Raw genomic sequence first — 18102 nt, forward strand, 5'->3', positions numbered from 1 at the left:
TCATTCGCGGGCCAACGCCTCCACGGGGTCGAGCTGGGCGGCATTGCGGGCCGGCAGGAAGCCAAACGCCACGCCGATCAAGGTCGAGCAGGCGAAGGCGGCAATAATCGAGCCGGTGGAGAACAACAAGGTGAAGCTGGCGCCGAAGGTCTTGAACGCCCAGCCGATGGACAGTGCCAGCACGATGCCGAGGATGCCGCCGAGCAGACACACCAGCACCGCTTCAATCAGGAACTGCTGGCGGATATCACTTTGCCGCGCCCCCACCGCCATACGCACGCCGATCTCTCGGGTACGTTCGGTGACCGACACCAGCATGATGTTCATCACGCCGATACCGCCGACCACCAGTGCGATGGCAGCAATCGCGCCGATCAGCAAGGTCATGGTCTTGGTGGTGGACTCGATGGTCTCGCGGATTTCGGCGGTGTTGCTGAGAAAGAAATCCTCGGTGCCGTGGCGCAGCGTCAGCAGCTTGGTGATGGCCGATTGCGCCGCGTCCATCGGCGTGTCGTCCTTGACCCGCACGGTGATGCCGTTGATGTAGCTCTGCCCGAGCATGCGCGACATCACCGTGGTGTACGGCGCCCACACGCTCAGGTTGGTGCTGCCACCGAAGCCCATCGACTGGCGCTTGGCGATGCCGATAACCCGCGCCGGCACGTTGCCCAGCAGCACCACCTGGCCGAGCGGATCGTCGCTGCCGAACAACTGGGTGCGGGTGTTTTCGTCGATCACCACCACTTGTGCCAAACCTTTCACTTCGCTTTCGTCAAAGTAACGGCCCGACACCAAGGTCATGCCCTTGACCCGGAAGTACTGCTCACCGATGCCGCTGACTTGTGCGGATGCCGCCTTATTGCCCACACGTGCAGTGACCGAGCTGGACACACTGGGCGTGGCGCTATCGATGTAGCTTTGCGTGGAAAGCGCATCGGCATCGCTGCCCTTGAGCGTCTGCACGCGGCCTGAGCGCATGTCGCCAAAGCCCCGGCCCGGATACACATCGATGGTGTTGGTGCCGAGCGAGGAAATATTCTTCAGGATCTCCTGTTGCGAACCGTTGCCCATCGCTACCACCGACACCACCGAGGCAATGCCGATGATGATGCCCAGCATGGTCAGGAAGGTGCGCAGGCGGTGCGCGTTCATGGCGAGCAACGCCATCCGGAAGGCTTCAAAGAAGCGGTCACGCGCTGCCTGGAATGCACTGCCGCCGATCTTCGGTGGGGCGGGGCGATCCTGCTGGGTCAATGGCGGGACTTTGTCATTGCGACGATCCGCGATTATCTCGCCATCATGAATTTCGATGATGCGTTGCGCGTGTTCGGCCACATGCATGTCGTGGGTGACGATGATGATGGTGTGGCCTTCGCCATGCAGTTCGCCAAGGATCTTCATGACGTCCTCGCCGGAAGCACTGTCCAGCGCACCGGTGGGTTCGTCGGCGAGGATCACCTCACCGCCGTTCATCAGCGCCCGCGCGATGGATACGCGTTGTTGCTGACCACCGGACAACTGGCCGGGCGTGTGGCCCATGCGATCCGACAAACCCAGCCGCGCCAACAGTGCTTCAGCGCGAGTACGGCGCGCTTCCAAAGGCGTGCCGGCATAGATGGCCGGCACTTCCACATTGCCGCGCGCATCCAGATCACCAAGCAGGTGATACCGCTGGAAAATGAAGCCGAAATGTTCGCGGCGCAGTTCGGCCAGTTCGTCGGGTTCCATGCGACCGGTTTGGCGACCGGCCACTTTGTAAGAGCCGACCGTCGGGCGATCCAGACAGCCCAGGATGTTCATCAACGTCGACTTGCCCGAGCCGGACTGGCCGACGATGGCCACCATTTCACCGGCATGGATATCGAGATTGATGTCCTTCAGTACGGCAATGGTGTCTTCGCCGGCCGGGAACTCGCGACGTAGTTCGCGTAGTTGCAGCAACGGTTGGCTCATCGGCGTGGCCCACCCATCATCGGTGCCATCGGACTGCGCTGATTGCCGCGCGCATTGGCCTTGTCGGCCGCACTGGCCTCACCGACGACGACCTGTTCGCCTTCGCTCAGACCTTCCAGCACCTCAACGTTGGAGCCGTTGTTCAAGCCGACTTTGATGCGACGCGGCTCCGGTTGTCCCTCCTTGCCGACTACACGCACCATGTAGCTGTTGCTCTTTGCCAAGGCGGCGGCATCGGGCTGACGGCGCTGTGGGCGCTGCCCTTCCGGTCTGCTGCGTGTGGCGCGCGGTTCGCCATTGGCGCTGCCTGCGCCTGTGCGGTGGCCACCGCCTTCAGGCACCTTCGGGCCGAGTGCGACGGTGGGAATCAGCAGTGCATTCTTGGCTTGGGCCAGCATTACTGAAACCTGCGCGGTCATATCGATGCGCAGCGTGCCGTCCGGGTTTTCGACATCGAACAGCGCGTTGTAATACACCGCCGAACTGGAGCTGGACGAAGACGAACTGCTGGAACTGGCGGTGTCAGTGCTGATCGAAGCCGGCGCCGGGTTGACCGTGCGCAGCTTGGCTTCGTACCGGTGGTCGGGGTTGCCAAGGATGGTGAAGTACACCGGCATACCGGGTTTGATCTTGACCACGTCGGCTTCGGAGATTTCTGCATTTACCGTGACCAGATCCAGCCGTGCGAGCTTGACGATGGTCGGTGCGGATTGATTTGCGTTGACGGTGCGGCCTTCTTCGGCCACTACCGCCACCACCGTGCCATCAATGGGTGCGGTGATGCGGGTGTAGCCGAGGTTGGCCTGGGCGGTGCCAAGTTCGGTTTCACGCTGGCGGATCTGAGCCTCGAGGGCGCGGATCTGTGCGCGGGTGCTGGCCAGGTTGGCTTCGGCCGATTCGTACTCCGAGCGTGAGGTGGCTTCGGCGGCCAGCATTTCCTTTTGACGGGCGAAGGCCAGCTCCGACTCTTTCAACGAGGCGGTCTGTACCGCACGTTGGGCGCGGATGTTTTCGAGGGCGGCCTGCGCGTTCTTGAGGCTGTTCTCCTGGGTGACCGAATCGATCTCAGCAATCAGGTCGCCCTGTTTGACCACATCGCCCAGCTGCACCGTGAGTAGCTTGATCTGGCCCGATGCCTGCGCACCTACGCTGACAAGCTTGTAGGCATCGATCACGCCGGTGGCATCAACGGTTTGTTCCAGGTCCCCACGGGTGACCGGCGAGGTGGCCATTGAAGGTGCTGCGGGCGTGCGCATGGCCCAGGCAGTACCTCCCGCGATCAACACGACAATGGCGGTGGCAAGCAGGATGCGGTTGCGGCGGGAGGAGGGCAGCAGCTTCACGATGGTCAGGCACTCATGGCGGGCCGCAGGCCGCGGCGTCGATGCCAGTGTGGACAGCCGTGGAGGGCGGCTCAACGCTCGGCGTGTGTCGCTTTGTGTCCGGCCATCGACGAGGTGTATCGCCATGTATCACGCGTGAGGCGCGATACACAGCGATACATGCGCGATCACACATGTTCATCCGCTAGCATGGATCATTGCACCATGACGGAAGCACACACCATGCATCGCCTGTTGGTGGTAGACGACGACAGCGACATCCGCAGCCTGCTGGCCGAACAGCTAGGGCGGGCCGGCTATGCCGTGAGCACCGCCGGTGACGGCAGCCAGATGCGGCAGGTGTTGGCGCGCGAGCACATCGACCTGATCGTGCTCGACCTCAACCTGCCGCGCGAGGATGGGCTGTTGCTGTGCCGCGAAATCCGCGCGCATTCCAGCACGCCGGTGATCATGCTCACCGCACGCAGCGAACCCATCGACCGCGTGCTCGGTCTGGAAATGGGTGCCGATGACTACCTCGCCAAGCCGTTCGAGCCACGCGAACTGCTGGCGCGCATCCGCAACGTGCTGCGGCGGACTGAGGCCTTGCCGGCCAATCTGGAGCCGCTGGCGATGCGTCGTGCGGCGTTCTCCAATTGGGTATTCGATCTGGAGCACCGTCACTTGGTTGATCCGGCCGGACGCGTGGTGATGCTCTCCGGTGCCGAGTTCCGGCTGCTGCGCGTGTTCGTTGCACATGCGAACAAAGTGTTGTCGCGCGAGCAGTTGGTGGCGCTGAGCAGCGGCCGCAGTTACGAAGTGCAGGATCGCGCGATTGATCTGCAAGTGAGTCGGCTGCGACAGAAACTCAGCGATGCCGGCAGCAGCGATAGCCCAATCAAAACCGTGCGCAATGAAGGCTATGTATTCGCAAGTGCGGTGACACTGGAATGAAACGGTTGCGCCAGTTCCTGTCGTCGATGGCAGGGCGGCTGTTCGTCATCCTTCTGGTTGGCATGATGGTGGCTGCGGTAGGTGCAACGGTATTGGCCGAGTCACGCAGGCAGCAGGAATTCGAACGTCAGAACCTTGCGCGTATCGCCGACCGTTTGCAGGGCTTCGTCAACCTGATCGACGGTAATCCGGAACTGCGTACGCGTCTGCTCGCGGTGGGCGGCCCCAGCGTGCGTGAGGTCAAGGGCGAATTTCGCGTCGGCGACACCGACGAGGCCTTGATGGAAGTGTTGGCTGCGCGCGATGGCGCGGTGGCCAATGCACGGGTACGCGCGAGCAGTTTTCGCGCTTGCCTACCACCCTTGCCAGAGTTCCTGCCGCCGCGAGAGAGAGGCCCGCGTACGCGCCATGTGCGTGAACGCGATCCCTCTTTCACGCCGCCGCGTTGTCGGCTGGTGGAGTTGAATCTGAGCGACGGCACGCCATTGCGTCTGGCGCTGGAATACCCGGCAATGATGCGGCGCACGGCCTCGGCGTTCGACCCGTGGTTTCTGTCGCTGTTGGTGCTGGCAATCGGTGTGCTGGCCTATGTGGTGGCACGCATCGCGAGTTCGCCGTTGCAGCGGCTGGCCACCCACGCAACCCAGCTGGGCCAGGATCTGCAGCGCGAGCCGCTGCCAGTGACCGGCCCATTGGAAGTGCAAAGGGCAGCGCAGGCGTTCAACGCCATGCAGCAGCGCTTGCAGCGGCACTTGGGTGAACGCACGCAGATGCTTGCGGCCATCACCCATGACCTGCAGACGCCGCTCACGCGGCTGCGGTTGCGCTTGGAAAACGTGGCAGACGAGCAGCTGCGCGAGCGTTTGATCGGCGACCTGGCGGCGATGCAAGCGCTGATCCGCGAAGGGCTGGAGCTTGCCCGTAGTGCGGAGAGCGCCGAGCAACGGGCGGCGTTGGATCTGGATTCGCTGCTGGAAAGCGTGGTCGAGGACGCGGCGGAGTCCGGCCACGACGCGGTGCTGGAACAAGGCTGTGGGGCGGTGATGATGCTGCGGCCGTTGGCGATGCGTCGCTTGTTCTCCAACCTGGTCGACAATGCGGTGAAGTACGGCCGCAGTGCCCAGGTACAGGCGGTTCAACAGGGCGATGCAGTTGAGGTGGTTGTGCGTGATGCTGGGCCTGGCTTGGCCAGCGACGAACTGGAAGCGGTGTTCACCCCGTTCCTGCGGCTGGAGACATCACGTTCGCGCGAAACCGGCGGTGCCGGCCTGGGCCTGACCATCGCCCGCGCGCTGGCAGAAAAGGACGGCGCCACGCTGGTGCTGCGCAACCACCCGGATGGTGGACTGGAGGCGGTGGTGCGCTGGGATAACCCGCAATGGGCAGCCGGGCACCGCGATCGGCCTGCCTGAAACGCACAGGGAAAAACCTTTGCTAGTATCGGCGCACTTCAGGGGGCGCTGAACGATGGCAACGAGTGCGATTCCGGTATCGCGAACCGGCTTGGCTGTGACTGACGGAATGGGTTTGACGAAGGCGTGGATAGGCGCTTTATGTAGCCTGTTTTCCGCTCCGGCAATAGCCTCGCATGCGGCTTTCCCCGCGTTGATGCGTGCTCCTGGGATGCTCGGCACGCTGTGCGGAGCGATGCTGATTTTCTTGGCGGTCTGCGGTTATCAACTGCAGCGGCAGCGCCTTCGGCTGCGCACATTGCAGCGGCAGGTACAGCAGGCGGGATACAGCGCGCTGCAGCTGCAAGCGATCGAGCAGGAAAAAGCTGCACTGGAGCAACGCCTACGCGAACAGGCCGACGCCTTTGCAGAGTTGGCGCATGAAGACGAGCTCAGTGGCTTGCCCAATCGCCGTGCATTCGATGAAGCGCTGGTGCGCGAAATGGCATCGGCGCGGCGCGAGGGACGGCAGCTGAGTCTGGTGGTGATGAGCATTGATCAACTGGAACAGATCAACGACACGTGGTCGCAAGCAGTGGGTGATCTGGTGTTGTGCGAAGTGGCCGAATTGCTGCGGCGCAGCCTGCGGGCATCGGACATGGCCGCGCGCCTGGGCAAGAAGGAATTCGCAGTGCTGTTTACCAGCACCCCGCTGACCGAAGCCGAGCGTGTCTGTCAGCGTCTCCAGCGTTTGTTTGGCCAGTACGGCGAATGGGGTGGTCGCAGTGAAGGTGACATCGCGGTCACCTTCAGTGCTGGGGCGGTACAGTTGGGCGGCGACCAGGCGCCGGTGCTGTATCAGCGCGCCAAGCGGGCGCTGGCGCAGGCCAAGCAGGAAGGGCGTGCCCGTACCTGCGTGGCGTGAGCATCAAGCAAGTGGCGAAGACGGCCAAGCATTGACGATCTTGCAGAACAGGCGCGCGGTTTGTTCGGTGTCATACACCGCGCTGTGCGCCTCGCTGGCATCCCACGGGAAGCCGGCGGCCTGCACCGCCCGCGCCAGCACCGTTTGGCCGTAGGCCACACCGGCCAGCGTGACCGTATCGAACACGCTGAAAGGATGGAACGGATTGCGCTTGTGACCGCTGCGGTTCACGGTGGCGTTGACGAAATTCAGATCGAAATGCGCGTTGTGCCCCACCAGGATGGCGCGCTGGCAGTTGTACTTCTTCATTGCCGCGCGCACGGGTGCGAACACATGTTCCAGCGCCTCGCGCTCGGGTTTGGCCAGGCGGAAGGGGTGGTCCAGCACGATGCCGGTGACTTCCAGCGACTTGGGGTCGATTTCCGTGCCGTCAGCAGGGATGACATGTGCACTGGCGGTCTGGCCGGGGTAGAGCAGGCCGTTTTCGTCCATCTCCACCGGTACGGCGGCGATTTCCAGCAGCGCGTGGCGGTTGCAGTCAAAGCCACCGGTTTCCACGTCCACCACCACCGGCAAAAAGCCGCGAAAACGTTGCGCCATGGGCGTGAAAGCGGGGCGCGGGACAGGTGATTCGACGTGTTCGTTCATCGCAATAGGGTAGCAGAGCGGGTCAAGGGGCCGCGTTGGGGGGAGGGCCGGGCGAGGCTGGCAGGTTCTTTCGCCCGCTTGTAGGGGAAGTGGCTCGAAGGAGCGCATGCAGAGAGGCGAAGCCTGCGGCGTTGTTGTCGGCAGTTCGGCCTGGTTCGCTGCCCCGGCTCACCCCATGTTCCGGACCCAGGCCCTTCGGGCGGTCGCCAGGGCGTTCGAGGAGCCGCAATACGGAGGAGGTACGCAGCCTGCTTATTCAATCCGGCAGGAGCTAGGGGGCCACTTGCCCGAGACTAGTTCGCTCCCAGCAAACAGCCGCGCGCGTGCAGCTGATGCAGCATGGCCACGCCGCTTGCAATGAAATTTTCATCGGCAGCAACACCGGCTTCGGTTGCCAACGCCAGCAACTGCTGGTGTCCACTGAGTTCGGGCTCTTGCTCCAGCCGTTCCAGCAGCCGATACAGCAGCGGTGATAATTCGGAGAAGGCGATGTTGCCGTCGGTCTGTCGTCGTGCCAGCAACAGGGTGGGCTGCGCTGGCAACTGCGTCGGCTGATGCTCCGGACCGATGCGGTGCACCGGCCATTGATAGGCCAAGGCGCGGCACCATGGTGAACACACCGGTACGCCCTCAAGCAGATCGCCGCTCGGGTTATGGGTTGGCAGCGGCTCGTCGCTGACCTGTAGCGCGAGCTCGATCCATTCGTAGTGGGCCAGTTCCAGCAACCACGGCGCGCAGGCGTTGGCCGGTGCTGCGTCGAGGAAGTGGATGAACTCCTGGCCGATCTCGGTGAACAGGGGCGTATGCGCGCGGTGATCGCGACAGAACGCGCGAACGTACTCCCGCCAGTGCGTGTCGCCGAGCGTGCGTTTGATCACCGGGAAGTTGGCGGCCAACAAGCTCTGGATGTTGTTGAAGTACAACTCGCGGTAGACCTGCATTCGCGCGTCTGGGATATGCCCAGGTGCGGCGTTGTGCTGCGGGTCGCGCAGGTGTGCGGCGAAGCGTGTCTGTAACTGCTGCAGCGTTTCAGCCATGTGTGGCAACCAAGGGGGCATCGACCCTGTGCTGCCGTTGCCGGATCTCTGTGAGCTCTTCCAGCAATTCGGCCAGCGGTGGGAAGTTGAAGTCGCGCTCCAACAGGGTGGGCCGCACGCCGTGCAGCGTGTACGCGGCAGACAGTAGCGACCACACGTCGTCTTTGACCGGCATGCCATGGGTGTCGATCTTCAGGTCGTCGGCTTCATCGTGATGGCCGGCGATGTGATAGCTGGCAATGCGCGCCGATGGCAGCATCGACAGGAATTCGCGAGCGTCATAGTCGTGATTGATGGCGTTGACGTAGACGTTGTTGACGTCCAGCAGCAGGTCGCAATCGGCTTCGGCCAACACTGCGTTGATGAAGCTGGCCTCGTCCATGTCGGCGGCGGGCACGGCGTAGTAGGAGGCGTTTTCCACAGCGATGCGGCGGCCGAGGATGTCCTGCGTCTGGCGGATGCGTGCAGCGACGTAATGCACGGTTTCTTCGGTGAACGGCAATGGCAGCAGTTCGTACAGATGGCCGTCGTCGCTGCACCAGCTGAGGTGCTCGCTGTACAGGGCGACGCGGTGCTGGTCGAGGAAGTGGCGCGTGCGCTGGAGGAAACCCACATCCAGCGGTGCGGGGCCGCCCAATGAGAGCGACAGGCCGTGGCAGGTCAGTGGGTGCCGACGCGAGAGTTCGCCGAGGGCTTCGCCCAGCCTGCCGCCGACACCGAGCCAGTTGTCCGGGGCGCATTCGAGGAAATCGAATGCGCCGTCGGGCGCGGACTGCAGTGCATCCAACAACGAGCGGCGCAGACCGAGGCCTGCGCTTGCCGGTGCAGGCAGGCGCAGGTGGTTGCAGAGGAGGTCAGTGGTTGCCGCCACACTTGCCCTCGCCACACTTGCCTTCGGCACTGGATTTGGCTGCTCCGGCTGCTTCGTCGGCCGCCTTTGATGCGTCGGCTTTTGCGGGCTCGTTCTTGTGGTCGCTGCCACATTTGCCTTCGCCACATTTGCCCTCGGCCTTCTGCTTGGCATCGGCGTCGGTGGTCTGGGTGGTTTCGGTGGTGGCTTGTGCTTCAGCGGTGGTCGGCGGCGGGGTCTGGGTGCTGGCGCCCAGTGCATACCCCTGGGCAAGGTCGGTCATTGCGAAGGCCGGTGCGGCCATGCCTCCAATGAGGGCGGCGCCAATGGCAAAGGAAACGGACTTGCGGGTGCAAATGGTCATTGTGTATCTCCGGAACAGTAAGGGGCCGGGGGGAGGCTGGAGCTTAGCAAGCGAGGGTGCCGGAAAATGTATCTGCGGCAACTGGTGCTGCCGGAGTGGGTGAATGGGGATGAGAGGTGAGTGACGGCAAGGGCAGGGCTACCCAGGGTCTCGTGTGCTCGGTTTACGGGCGGCGGAAGCGAACGAAGCCACAAGCCGCCGTTCCCTTGTGGACTGCGTGGGGGCACTTTCAGCTCCACCAAAACGAAAACAGGCCCTCGCGGGCCTGTTTTTTTGCCAACTCCCGGCATGCCGGGATGTGCTGTTGCGATGAACAGGATCAGGCGTGATCCAGGCTGCTGGTTTCATCGCGTTTTTCACGCGGCGGCAGCGGCTCTTCACCCTTGACCAGGAACCACACGTTTTCGGCAATGTTGGTGGCGTGGTCGCCGATGCGTTCCAGGTTCTTGGCCATGAACAGCAGGTGCGTGCACGGGGTGATGTTGCGCGGGTCTTCCATCATGTAGGTGAGCAGCTCGCGGAACAGCGCGGTGTACTGCGCGTCCAGACGGGCGTCGTCCTGGCGCAGTTTGAGCGCGGCTTCGACGTTGTTGTCGCGATAAGCCTCCATCGCGCCACGGACCTGGATGGCTGCCAACCGGCCCAGTGCGCGTAGGCCCTGGATCTGCGGCAGCGGCGGCACCGACACCAGCGCGATGGAACGTTTGGCGACATTGGCCGCGTAGTCACCAATGCGCTCGATGTCGGAGGGGATGCGCAGGCCGGCAAGGATCTCGCGCAGGTCGCGTGCCATGGGCCCGCGCAGCGCCAGGCGCATCACGTCATGGCTGATCTGCTGTTCGAGCTGGTCGATGGCGTCGTCGTTGGCGACGATACGTTGGGCGGCCTTTTCGTCGCGGCGTTCGATCACATCCAGTGCCGCTTCCAGCTGGGCGACGGACATCTCGCCCATGCGCAGGATTTCGGCCACCAGACGCTGCTGCTCTTCGTCATAGCTCTTGACGATGTGGTCGTTGGGGAGATTCATGGAATGCTCACTGGCAGGTGTAAGGGGGACAGGGTTTGAAACAGAGCCCGAACGCGCAGCATGCGTTTGCCGCTGCGCGGCTGCACATCAACCGAAGCGACCGGTGATGTAGTCCTCGGTCTGCTGCTTGGAGGGGTTGGAGAAGATCACTTCGGTGCGGTCGTGTTCGATCAGGTCGCCCAGGTACATGAAGGCGGTGTAGTCGGACACGCGCGCCGCCTGCTGCATGTTGTGGGTGACGATGGCGATGGTGTAATCGTTCTTCAGCTCTTCGATAAGCTGCTCGATGCGGCTGGTAGAAATGGGGTCCAGCGCCGAGGTCGGTTCGTCCAGCAACAACACATCCGGGCGCAATGCCACGGCACGGGCAATACACAGGCGCTGCTGCTGGCCACCGGACAAACCCAGCGCGCTCTGGTTGAGCTTGTCCTTCACCTCGTCCCACAGTGCGCCCTGCCGCAACGCTTGTTCAACGCGGTCACGCATGTCGGCCTTGGACAACTTCTCGTGGTGACGAATGCCGTAGGCCACGTTCTCGAAAATAGTCATCGGGAACGGCACTGGCTTCTGGAACACCATGCCGACCTTGGAGCGCAGGCGGTTCATCGGATACTTCGGCGAGAGGATGTTCTCGCCATCAAGCAGTACCTCACCACGCGCTTCCAGCTTCGGGTACAGCGCGTAGATGCGGTTGAAGATGCGCAGCAGGGTGGACTTGCCGCAACCGGATGGGCCGATCAACGCGGTGACGCGCTTCTCAGGGATTTCCAGATTGATGCTCTTCAGCGCGTGGTACTTGTCGTAGTAGAAATCCAGCCCGCGTGCGGCGAGCTTGACCGGTGCCGGCGTCAGCAGTTCCCGCGCGGAAGAGGGCAGATTGATGCGCTGCATCGGCACGGCGTTGGTGAGGTCGTTCATGGCAAGGTCCATGGGATCAATCGTTTGAGATTCGGTTGCGCAGCAGCAGGCCGCGCGCGGAGAGGCTTACCAGCAGCACGAACACGGTCAGCACGAGTGCACCGGCCCAAGCCAGTACCTGCCACGATTCGTAAGGGCTGCCGGCGTACTGGTTCATCACCACCGGCACTGAGGCCATGGGCTGGAAGACGTTGCTGTTCCAGTACTGGTTGCCGAATGCGGTGAACAGCAGCGGTGCGGTCTCGCCAGAGATACGGGCCAGGGCGAGCAGGATGCCGGTGACAATGCCGGCCATCGCGCTGCGATAGAGCACCTGCATGATCACTTTCCATTGCGGCACACCCAGCGCCAGCGCCGCTTCGCGCATCTGCACCGGTACCAGCCGGAGCATTTCGTCGGTGGTGCGGATCACCACCGGCAACACGATGAAGGCCAGCGACAACGCACCAGCGAATGCGGAGAACTGGCCGCCGGTCTGCATCACATACAACGTGTAGACGAACAGGCCCAGCACGATCGACGGCGCTGACAGCAGGATGTCATTGACGAAGCGCACCACCGTACCGGCCTTGCGGGCATTGCCGTACTCGGCCAGCCAGGTGCCAGCTGCCACGCCCAGCGGCGTACCGATGCCGATCGCCAGTGCACACATCACCGCGCTGCCGAAGAACGCGTTGAGCAGGCCGCCTTCCTGCATCGGTGGCGGCGTCATCTTGGTAAACAGGTTGATGTTGATGCCCGGCAGGCCCTTGGACAGCAGCGTCCAGAGGATCCAACCAAGGAAGAACAGGCCAAACAAGGCGGTGGCGCAGGACAGGACCAGTGCCACCACGTTGCCGATGCGACGGCGCAGGTACAGCGAATCAGATGCGGTGGACATCAGTTGCCCTCCTTGCGGGATAGACGCATCAACATCAGGCGGGCGATGGCCAGCACCACGAAGGTGACGATGAACAACACGAAGCCGAGCAACAACAACGCCGAGCGGTAGGTTTCAGTGGCTTCGCCGAAGTCGTTGGCGATCAACGCGGCGATGGTGGTGCCCGGTTCCAGCAGCGATGGCGACAGGCGCACGCTGTTGCCAATCACGAAGGCGACCGCCATCGTCTCGCCCAGCGCACGGCCCAGCCCCAGAAATATGCCGCCGATGACGGCCGAGCGGGTGTAAGGCAGCACGATGTCCCAGCTCACTTCCCATTTTGTGGAGCCCAGCGCATAGGCCGACTCCTTCAGGCGCGTGGGCACGGTGAGGAACACTTCGCGCATCACCGAAGAAATGAACGGGATGACCATGATGGCCAGTACGAAACCAGCTGTGAGCATGCCGATGCCCAGCGGTGGGCCCTGGAAGAAAATACCGATCACCGGCCATTGACCGAGTGTTTCGTTGAGGAACGGTGTGACGTATTCCGTCATTACCGGCACCAATACGAACAGACCCCACATGCCGTAGATGATCGAAGGAATGCCCGCCAGCAGTTCGATGGCGGTACCCACCGGGCCACGCAGCCAACGCGGTGCAACCTCAGTGAGGAAAAAGGCGATGCCGAAACTGACCGGAACGGCGATCAGCATGGCAATGAGAGCGGTGACGATGGTGCCGTAGATCGGTGCCAGCGCACCGAACTTGTTCTCCACTGGATTCCAGTCGGAGGAGTAGAAGAAGCTCAGCCCCTGTTCTTGCAGGGCATGGCGTCCACCCCACAGCATGGATAGCGCAGCACTGGCCAAGGCGACCAGCACGAAGATCACGGTTGCGATCAGCAACCAGCGGAACAGCCGGTCGTTGCGGGCGTCGCGCAGATCACGCGAGGAGGGCGTAGAGAGAGGCGGTGCGATGGCATTCATGGCAGCGGCGTGGGCCCAAGGGGGAAGCGGTTTTTTCAGACCCAGGGCAGGCGCCTTGGGAGGAATCGACATCCCCGCGAAGGCGGGGACTTCAACCGACGAATGTCGGTCCATCGCTCTTGCTGTTGCTTGTGGCTTCAACGTCAACAGCAGGAACAAGAGAAACCGGGGAAGCAAGCCTGGTCCCCGCTTGTGCGGGGATCAGGTGGTGGCAAACGCGGGTACGCCAGCGACGCACCCGCGCCGTTGCATCACTTGAACTCAGCAGCCCAGTAGCTTTCGATCTGCGCCACCAACTCGGCCGGCAGCGGCACGTAATGCAGTTCGTTGGCCTGCGTCTGGCCGTTCTCGAAGGCCCACTTGAAGAAAGCGCGGGTGTCGGCGCTGCGCTTGGCATCCTTCGGCTGCTTGTGCATCAGCATGAAGTTGGTGGCGGTGATCGGCCACGCGTTGGCGCCCGGGGCGTTGGTGATGACGAGATTGAAGTCGCGGGCGTTTGCCCAGTCAGCGCTGGCAGCAGCGGCGGCGAACGTCTCGGCAGTCGGCTGTACCCAGGTGCCGGCGGCGTTCTGCATCGAGGCATACGGCATGTTGTTCTGCAGGGCGTAGGCCAACTCGACGTAGCCGATCGAACCCTTGATCTGCTGCACGTACGAGGCCACGCCTTCGTTGCCCTTGCCGCCCACGCCGTCCGGCCACTGCACCGAAGTGCCTTCGCCAACCTTGTCCTTCCACTCGCTGCTCACCTTGGACAGGTAATTGGAGAAGTTGAATGTGGTACCCGAACCATCAGAGCGATGCACCAGGGTGATCTTGGTGTCGGGCAGGGTCACGCCCGGGTTGGCGTCGGCGATCGCCTTGTCATTCCACAGTTTGATTTTGCCCAGGAAGATGTCTGCCAGCAGGGCGCCACTCAGGCGCAGCTGACCTGGCTGCAGGCCCTCCAGGTTCACCACGGGCACCACACCGCCGATGGCCGACGGGAACTGGCCCAGGCCAGCCTGAGCCAGCTCTTCGGAGGAAAGCGGCTTGTCCGAGGAACCGAAGTCCACGGTGCCGGCCTTGATCTGGGCGATGCCGCCACCCGAACCGATGGACTGATAGTTGATCTTGGCGCCGGTGGCGGCGTTGTAGTCAGCCGACCACTTGGACACCAGCGGGAAGATGAAGGAAGCGCCGGCCCCGGAGATTTCGGCAGTCAGCTTGTCACCGGCAGCCGGTGCGCCAGCGGCGGCATTTTCCGGGGTGGAAGCAGCTTGGTTGCCAGTGCCGCCGCAGGCCGACAGGCCCAGGGCAATGGCCAGGGAAAGGGCGGCAAGACCGGTCGTGTGCAACTTCATGGGTCACTCCATAGCGGGGAAAATGCCAGCAGGGCTAGCGGATGAGGCTATGAAATGATGTTTTTGTTACAGCCTGATTACATCGTTAAAAGAATCTGAAAAGGCTAGCAAAATCAATGGCAAAGCGGTGGCGGCAGTAATGCCGAGGTGTGCCACGTCAGGCGTTTTCCCGTAACGCTTCAGCGGATTTTGGTGCCGCTCAAAAAAATGGCGCGGATCACGTGATCCGCGCCTGAGGCGACGAGGGAGAGGGACTCGGCGTCTCTACACTCAATAAGCCAGGTTCTGCTGCCAGTAGGTTTCGATCTGGCGGACCAGCGGATCGGGCAGCGGCACGTAGTCCAGCTGACGGGCCTGTGCGTCGCCGTTGGCGTAGATCCAGCGGAAGTACTCGACTGCTGCCTTGGCGCCTTCTGCCGTCTTGGGCTGCTTGCGCATCAGGATGAAATTGGTGGCGGTGATCGGCCAGGACTGTTCGCCCGGGGCGTTGGTCATCACCAGGTAGAAGTCGCGAGCGTTGGCCCAGTCGGCACTGGCGGCAGCGGCCGAGAAGCTCTCGTCACGCGGCTGCACGAAGTTGCCGGCGGCGTTCTTCATGCGCGAGAAGGTCAGGCGGTTCTGAAGTGCATAGGAGAACTCGACGTAGCCGATCGACCCCTTGATCTGCTTGACGTAAGCGGCGACGCCTTCGTTACCCTTGCCGCCGATGCCCACCGGCCACTGGACGCTGGTGCCTTCGCCCACGCTGGTCTTCCAGTCGTTGTTGACCTTGGAGAGGTAGTTGACGAAGTTGAAGGTGGTGCCCGAACCGTCGGAGCGGTGCACGACGGTGATCTTGGTATCCGGCAGCGCCAGGCCTGCGTTGAGCGCGACGATGGCCGGGTCATTCCACTGGGTGATCTTGCCCAGGAAGATGTTGGCCAGGGTCGGGCCATCCAGCTTCATCGCACCGGCTTCGACGCCGGCAACGTTGAGCACCGGTACCACGCCGCCGATCACCGACGGGAACTGCACCAGGCCAGCAGAGGCCAGTTCTTCCGGGCGCAGCGGCGCGTCGGACGAGCCGAAGTCCACGGTGTTGGCCTTGATCTGGGCGATACCACCACCTGAACCAATGGACTGATAGTTCACTTTCTTGCCGGTAGCGGTGCTGTAGTCGGCCGACCACTTGGACATGACCGGGTAGATGAAGGACGCGCCGGCGCCAGTAACGTCATTGGCGTTGACGGCGAACACGGACGACGCAGCGAGGATGGCAACGACGGCGCGCGACTTGATGGCGTGGATCACGAAAGGCTCCTGGGAGTAGAGGTGCGGTGGTTCCGCCCAGCGCCTATTGCATAACGATTTGATGACAGCGCAGCGTCTGTCATATGACGTTGTGGTGACAGCTGCAATCCACTCAGAAGGTGGCTTCGATTGTCTTCGGTAGTGGGTAATGGCGGCCCTGCGGGCGCAGGAGGTAACGCTGCTCAGGCAGATTACGGCGGGTCTCAACGCACTCGCCGGCGGCATCCTCGCGATTTTGGATGGCGGCGCTGCGTTCCCGCACCTGCAGCTGAGCGAAGCCTTGTGCAGGGATGGGGCCGACCTCCACGGTGCGGCTTAGCTCATGGAACTCGCCTGTACAACGGGTATTCCATTCGCCGCCAAAACTTGCGACCACGATCTGCCCGGTGACCGGTTCTATCCTTTCCTCGTCCAGTACGAACAACTGCAGGCGCGTGTCGTTGAATGGGTTGGGCTGTGACGAGCCGCTACGGCCGATGCGCACGCCAAACGCGCGAACGTCGGCCGAAAGCCGGTAGCGTGCGGTGTCCAGACTCACGCTCTCGCTACGGATTGCGTCGCTGCTCATCATGCCGGGCAGGCGCAGGGTGGCACGCGGACGCAGCGTGGTGGTATCCACCACCAACAGATCCAGATCACCATCCTGGTAGGCGCCATTTTCCTCCTCAGGGCCAAGCACGGGTACGGCCATCAACGTCAATGTCGTATCCGCCGGCCATACACGGCAGGTGCCCCGCTCGGCATTGAGGCGTGTACCTGAGTGGAGGGGGAGTGCGCCCGCAGGCCGTTGCGCATAGGCCTTGCGAATGCGTTCGGCGCTATCGGCGCCGCAATCCTGAGCCAAGCTGGTGACAGGAAGGGCCAGCAACATCAACAGGGCCAGACGCATGGATCAATCCTTTGAAAAGAGGGAGATGAGGATAGCCCGCCGCTCGATCCTTCGGCTTGCATGACAAACAAAGAACGCCCCTTGCGGGGCGTTCGTGCTGTTGCATGCAGCCATTGGTTACCAGAAGAACTGCAGGCGCGCTTCCAGGATGTTCGGCTTGTCGCTGACAAAGCCGCGTGCGCTCGAGCTGTACTTCTCGCTGTCCACCATCACGTAGTTCATCGACGCCTTGAAGTTCGAACGCCAGTACCAGTTGGCGCCGACGGTCCAGATGTCCATCTTGCCGCCCAACACGCCATCAACCAGCGGCGCGCCGCCGACCACCGCCGGTGCGCGCAAGCCGCCGTCGTTCAGATCGATGTGATCAAAACGCGCAGCCAACTGCCACATGCCACGACCCGGCTCGTCCGGCAAACCCAGGCTCGGGGTACCACCCTTGTAGCCCCAGGTCTCGCCGGTGACATTCCACACGCCGCTGACGTAGAAACCATCGGTGGTGTAGTTGCTGTGGTCATAACGCTTGGCATTGGAGTTGTAGTACTCACCCTGGGCCTTGAATGGGCCGCGCACATACATGGCTTCAACGCCTACGGTGCTGAGGCGGTCGGTGTCCTTCAGGTCGCCGCTGTCGACCAGGCGCACGGTGGCCAGATCGGCGTTGGGACGTGCACGCAGGCGCAGCAGGTCGGCGTCGGTGTCATAGGCGGCGTAGCTCAGGCCGAGGTGCAGGATGTTGCCCTTCTCATTGATCGGGGCAAACGTGCCGCGCACGCCGTAGCCGCTGCCGTGGGCCAGGTCGCGGGTCAGCTCGCGGCCGAAGGCCGAGGCATTGACCGACCAGTTGCTGTCGCCGATGCCGTAGCCCACACCGAGGCGACGGGCCACCGCGTAGGTGTTGGTGACCGTGGCCTTGGAAATGAAGTCGTTGTTCTTGGTGCTGGACAGTTCTTCCAGGCTGTTGGGCTGCTTGTACTGGCCCGCCTGGAGGAAGTGGTTGGCGTTGCCACCCAGCTTGTACTTGACGTTGGTGTCCAGGAACTTGTCGGCCTTGGCGTCATAACCGACCACCCATTCCACGTTGCCCGGGCCTTTGCCCTTGAGTACCAGCTCGGCGCGGCGCAGCTCGAATTCGCTGTCCTTGCCATTTTTGCCGACGCCGTTGAGGTCGGCCTTGTCGTTGTCGAACCAGTTGCCGTCAGCCTGCACCAGGCCTTCGAAGGTGATTTCGGAACCGCCGATGACGTCGATGGCGACTTCAGCGTGGGCGGCCGGCACAAACAGCGCCGCCGCAACGGCTGCAGTAAGAAGTTGGCGATGCAGTTTCATGGGTGGATGGCCTTGCAGGC

The 18102-nt window shown here is 62.7% G+C and carries 17 protein-coding genes; 3 read left to right on the forward strand and 14 right to left on the reverse strand.

The window, feature by feature from the left end; all coding sequences use genetic code 11:
- On the reverse strand, positions 1–1953 hold the full coding sequence (locus PAN08_RS05395) for a MacB family efflux pump subunit (protein ID WP_269790458.1): 1953 nt from the start codon (positions 1951–1953) through the stop codon (positions 1–3).
- Positions 1950–3299: an efflux RND transporter periplasmic adaptor subunit gene (locus PAN08_RS05400; RefSeq protein WP_269791175.1), complete on the reverse strand. Its 1350-nt coding sequence runs from the start codon at positions 3297–3299 to the stop codon at positions 1950–1952. The genes PAN08_RS05395 and PAN08_RS05400 overlap by 4 nt, the downstream gene beginning before the upstream one ends.
- A 219-nt stretch (positions 3300–3518) precedes the next feature.
- Between PAN08_RS05400 and PAN08_RS05405 the strand changes: the two genes are divergently transcribed.
- From PAN08_RS05405 to PAN08_RS05415, 3 genes are all read left to right on the forward strand, one after another.
- Positions 3519–4229: a response regulator gene (locus PAN08_RS05405; RefSeq protein WP_269791176.1), complete on the forward strand. Its 711-nt coding sequence runs from the start codon at positions 3519–3521 to the stop codon at positions 4227–4229.
- Positions 4226–5641: an ATP-binding protein gene (locus PAN08_RS05410; RefSeq protein ID WP_269790459.1), complete on the forward strand. Its 1416-nt coding sequence runs from the start codon at positions 4226–4228 to the stop codon at positions 5639–5641. The genes PAN08_RS05405 and PAN08_RS05410 overlap by 4 nt, the downstream gene beginning before the upstream one ends.
- Before the next feature lie 235 nt (positions 5642–5876).
- On the forward strand, positions 5877–6545 hold the full coding sequence (locus PAN08_RS05415; RefSeq protein ID WP_269790460.1) for a GGDEF domain-containing protein: 669 nt from the start codon (positions 5877–5879) through the stop codon (positions 6543–6545).
- Positions 6546–6548: 3 nt separating this feature from the next.
- Here PAN08_RS05415 and rnt read toward each other — a convergent pair whose 3' ends face one another.
- From rnt to PAN08_RS05475, 12 genes are all read right to left on the reverse strand, one after another.
- Positions 6549–7193: a ribonuclease T gene (gene rnt, locus PAN08_RS05420; protein WP_269790461.1), complete on the reverse strand. Its 645-nt coding sequence runs from the start codon at positions 7191–7193 to the stop codon at positions 6549–6551.
- 293 nt (positions 7194–7486) lie between these two features.
- A complete protein-coding gene (locus PAN08_RS05425; protein WP_269790462.1) occupies positions 7487–8230 on the reverse strand; it encodes a putative DNA-binding domain-containing protein in 744 nt (247 codons plus the stop codon).
- A complete protein-coding gene (locus tag PAN08_RS05430; RefSeq protein ID WP_269791177.1) occupies positions 8223–9068 on the reverse strand; it encodes a DUF692 domain-containing protein in 846 nt (281 codons plus the stop codon). Before PAN08_RS05430 ends, PAN08_RS05425 begins: the two co-directional genes overlap by 8 nt.
- A 16-nt stretch (positions 9069–9084) precedes the next feature.
- A complete protein-coding gene (locus tag PAN08_RS05435) occupies positions 9085–9444 on the reverse strand; it encodes a hypothetical protein (protein WP_269790463.1) in 360 nt (119 codons plus the stop codon).
- Positions 9445–9763: 319 nt separating this feature from the next.
- A complete protein-coding gene (phoU, locus tag PAN08_RS05440) occupies positions 9764–10471 on the reverse strand; it encodes a phosphate signaling complex protein PhoU (RefSeq protein WP_269790464.1) in 708 nt (235 codons plus the stop codon).
- An 87-nt stretch (positions 10472–10558) separates the two neighbouring features.
- Positions 10559–11389 carry a phosphate ABC transporter ATP-binding protein PstB gene (pstB, locus tag PAN08_RS05445; RefSeq protein ID WP_269790465.1) on the reverse strand — a complete coding sequence of 277 codons (831 nt, stop codon included), beginning with the start codon at positions 11387–11389 and terminating at the stop codon, positions 10559–10561.
- A gap of 16 nt (positions 11390–11405) precedes the next feature.
- Positions 11406–12269: a phosphate ABC transporter permease PstA gene (gene pstA / locus PAN08_RS05450; RefSeq protein ID WP_269790466.1), complete on the reverse strand. Its 864-nt coding sequence runs from the start codon at positions 12267–12269 to the stop codon at positions 11406–11408.
- Entirely contained in the window at positions 12269–13237 is a 969-nt protein-coding gene (pstC, locus tag PAN08_RS05455) for a phosphate ABC transporter permease subunit PstC (protein ID WP_269790467.1), read from the reverse strand. The genes pstA and pstC overlap by 1 nt, the downstream gene beginning before the upstream one ends.
- Before the next feature lie 251 nt (positions 13238–13488).
- The gene (gene pstS / locus PAN08_RS05460; RefSeq protein WP_269790468.1) at positions 13489–14577 is read right to left on the reverse strand and encodes a phosphate ABC transporter substrate-binding protein PstS; all 1089 of its coding nucleotides are present in this window, start codon (positions 14575–14577) and stop codon (positions 13489–13491) included.
- 270 nt (positions 14578–14847) lie between these two features.
- Positions 14848–15867, reverse strand: coding sequence for a phosphate ABC transporter substrate-binding protein PstS (gene pstS, locus PAN08_RS05465; protein WP_269790469.1), 1020 nt, complete (start codon positions 15865–15867; stop codon positions 14848–14850).
- A gap of 112 nt (positions 15868–15979) precedes the next feature.
- Entirely contained in the window at positions 15980–16756 is a 777-nt protein-coding gene (locus tag PAN08_RS05470; RefSeq protein WP_269790470.1) for a hypothetical protein, read from the reverse strand.
- Between the two features lie 117 nt (positions 16757–16873).
- Positions 16874–18082: an OprO/OprP family phosphate-selective porin gene (locus PAN08_RS05475; RefSeq protein WP_269790471.1), complete on the reverse strand. Its 1209-nt coding sequence runs from the start codon at positions 18080–18082 to the stop codon at positions 16874–16876.
- Positions 18083–18102 lie beyond the last annotated feature (20 nt).

It is taken from the genome of Stenotrophomonas sp. Iso1, from assembly GCF_027497995.1.
Lineage (GTDB): Bacteria > Pseudomonadota > Gammaproteobacteria > Xanthomonadales > Xanthomonadaceae > Stenotrophomonas.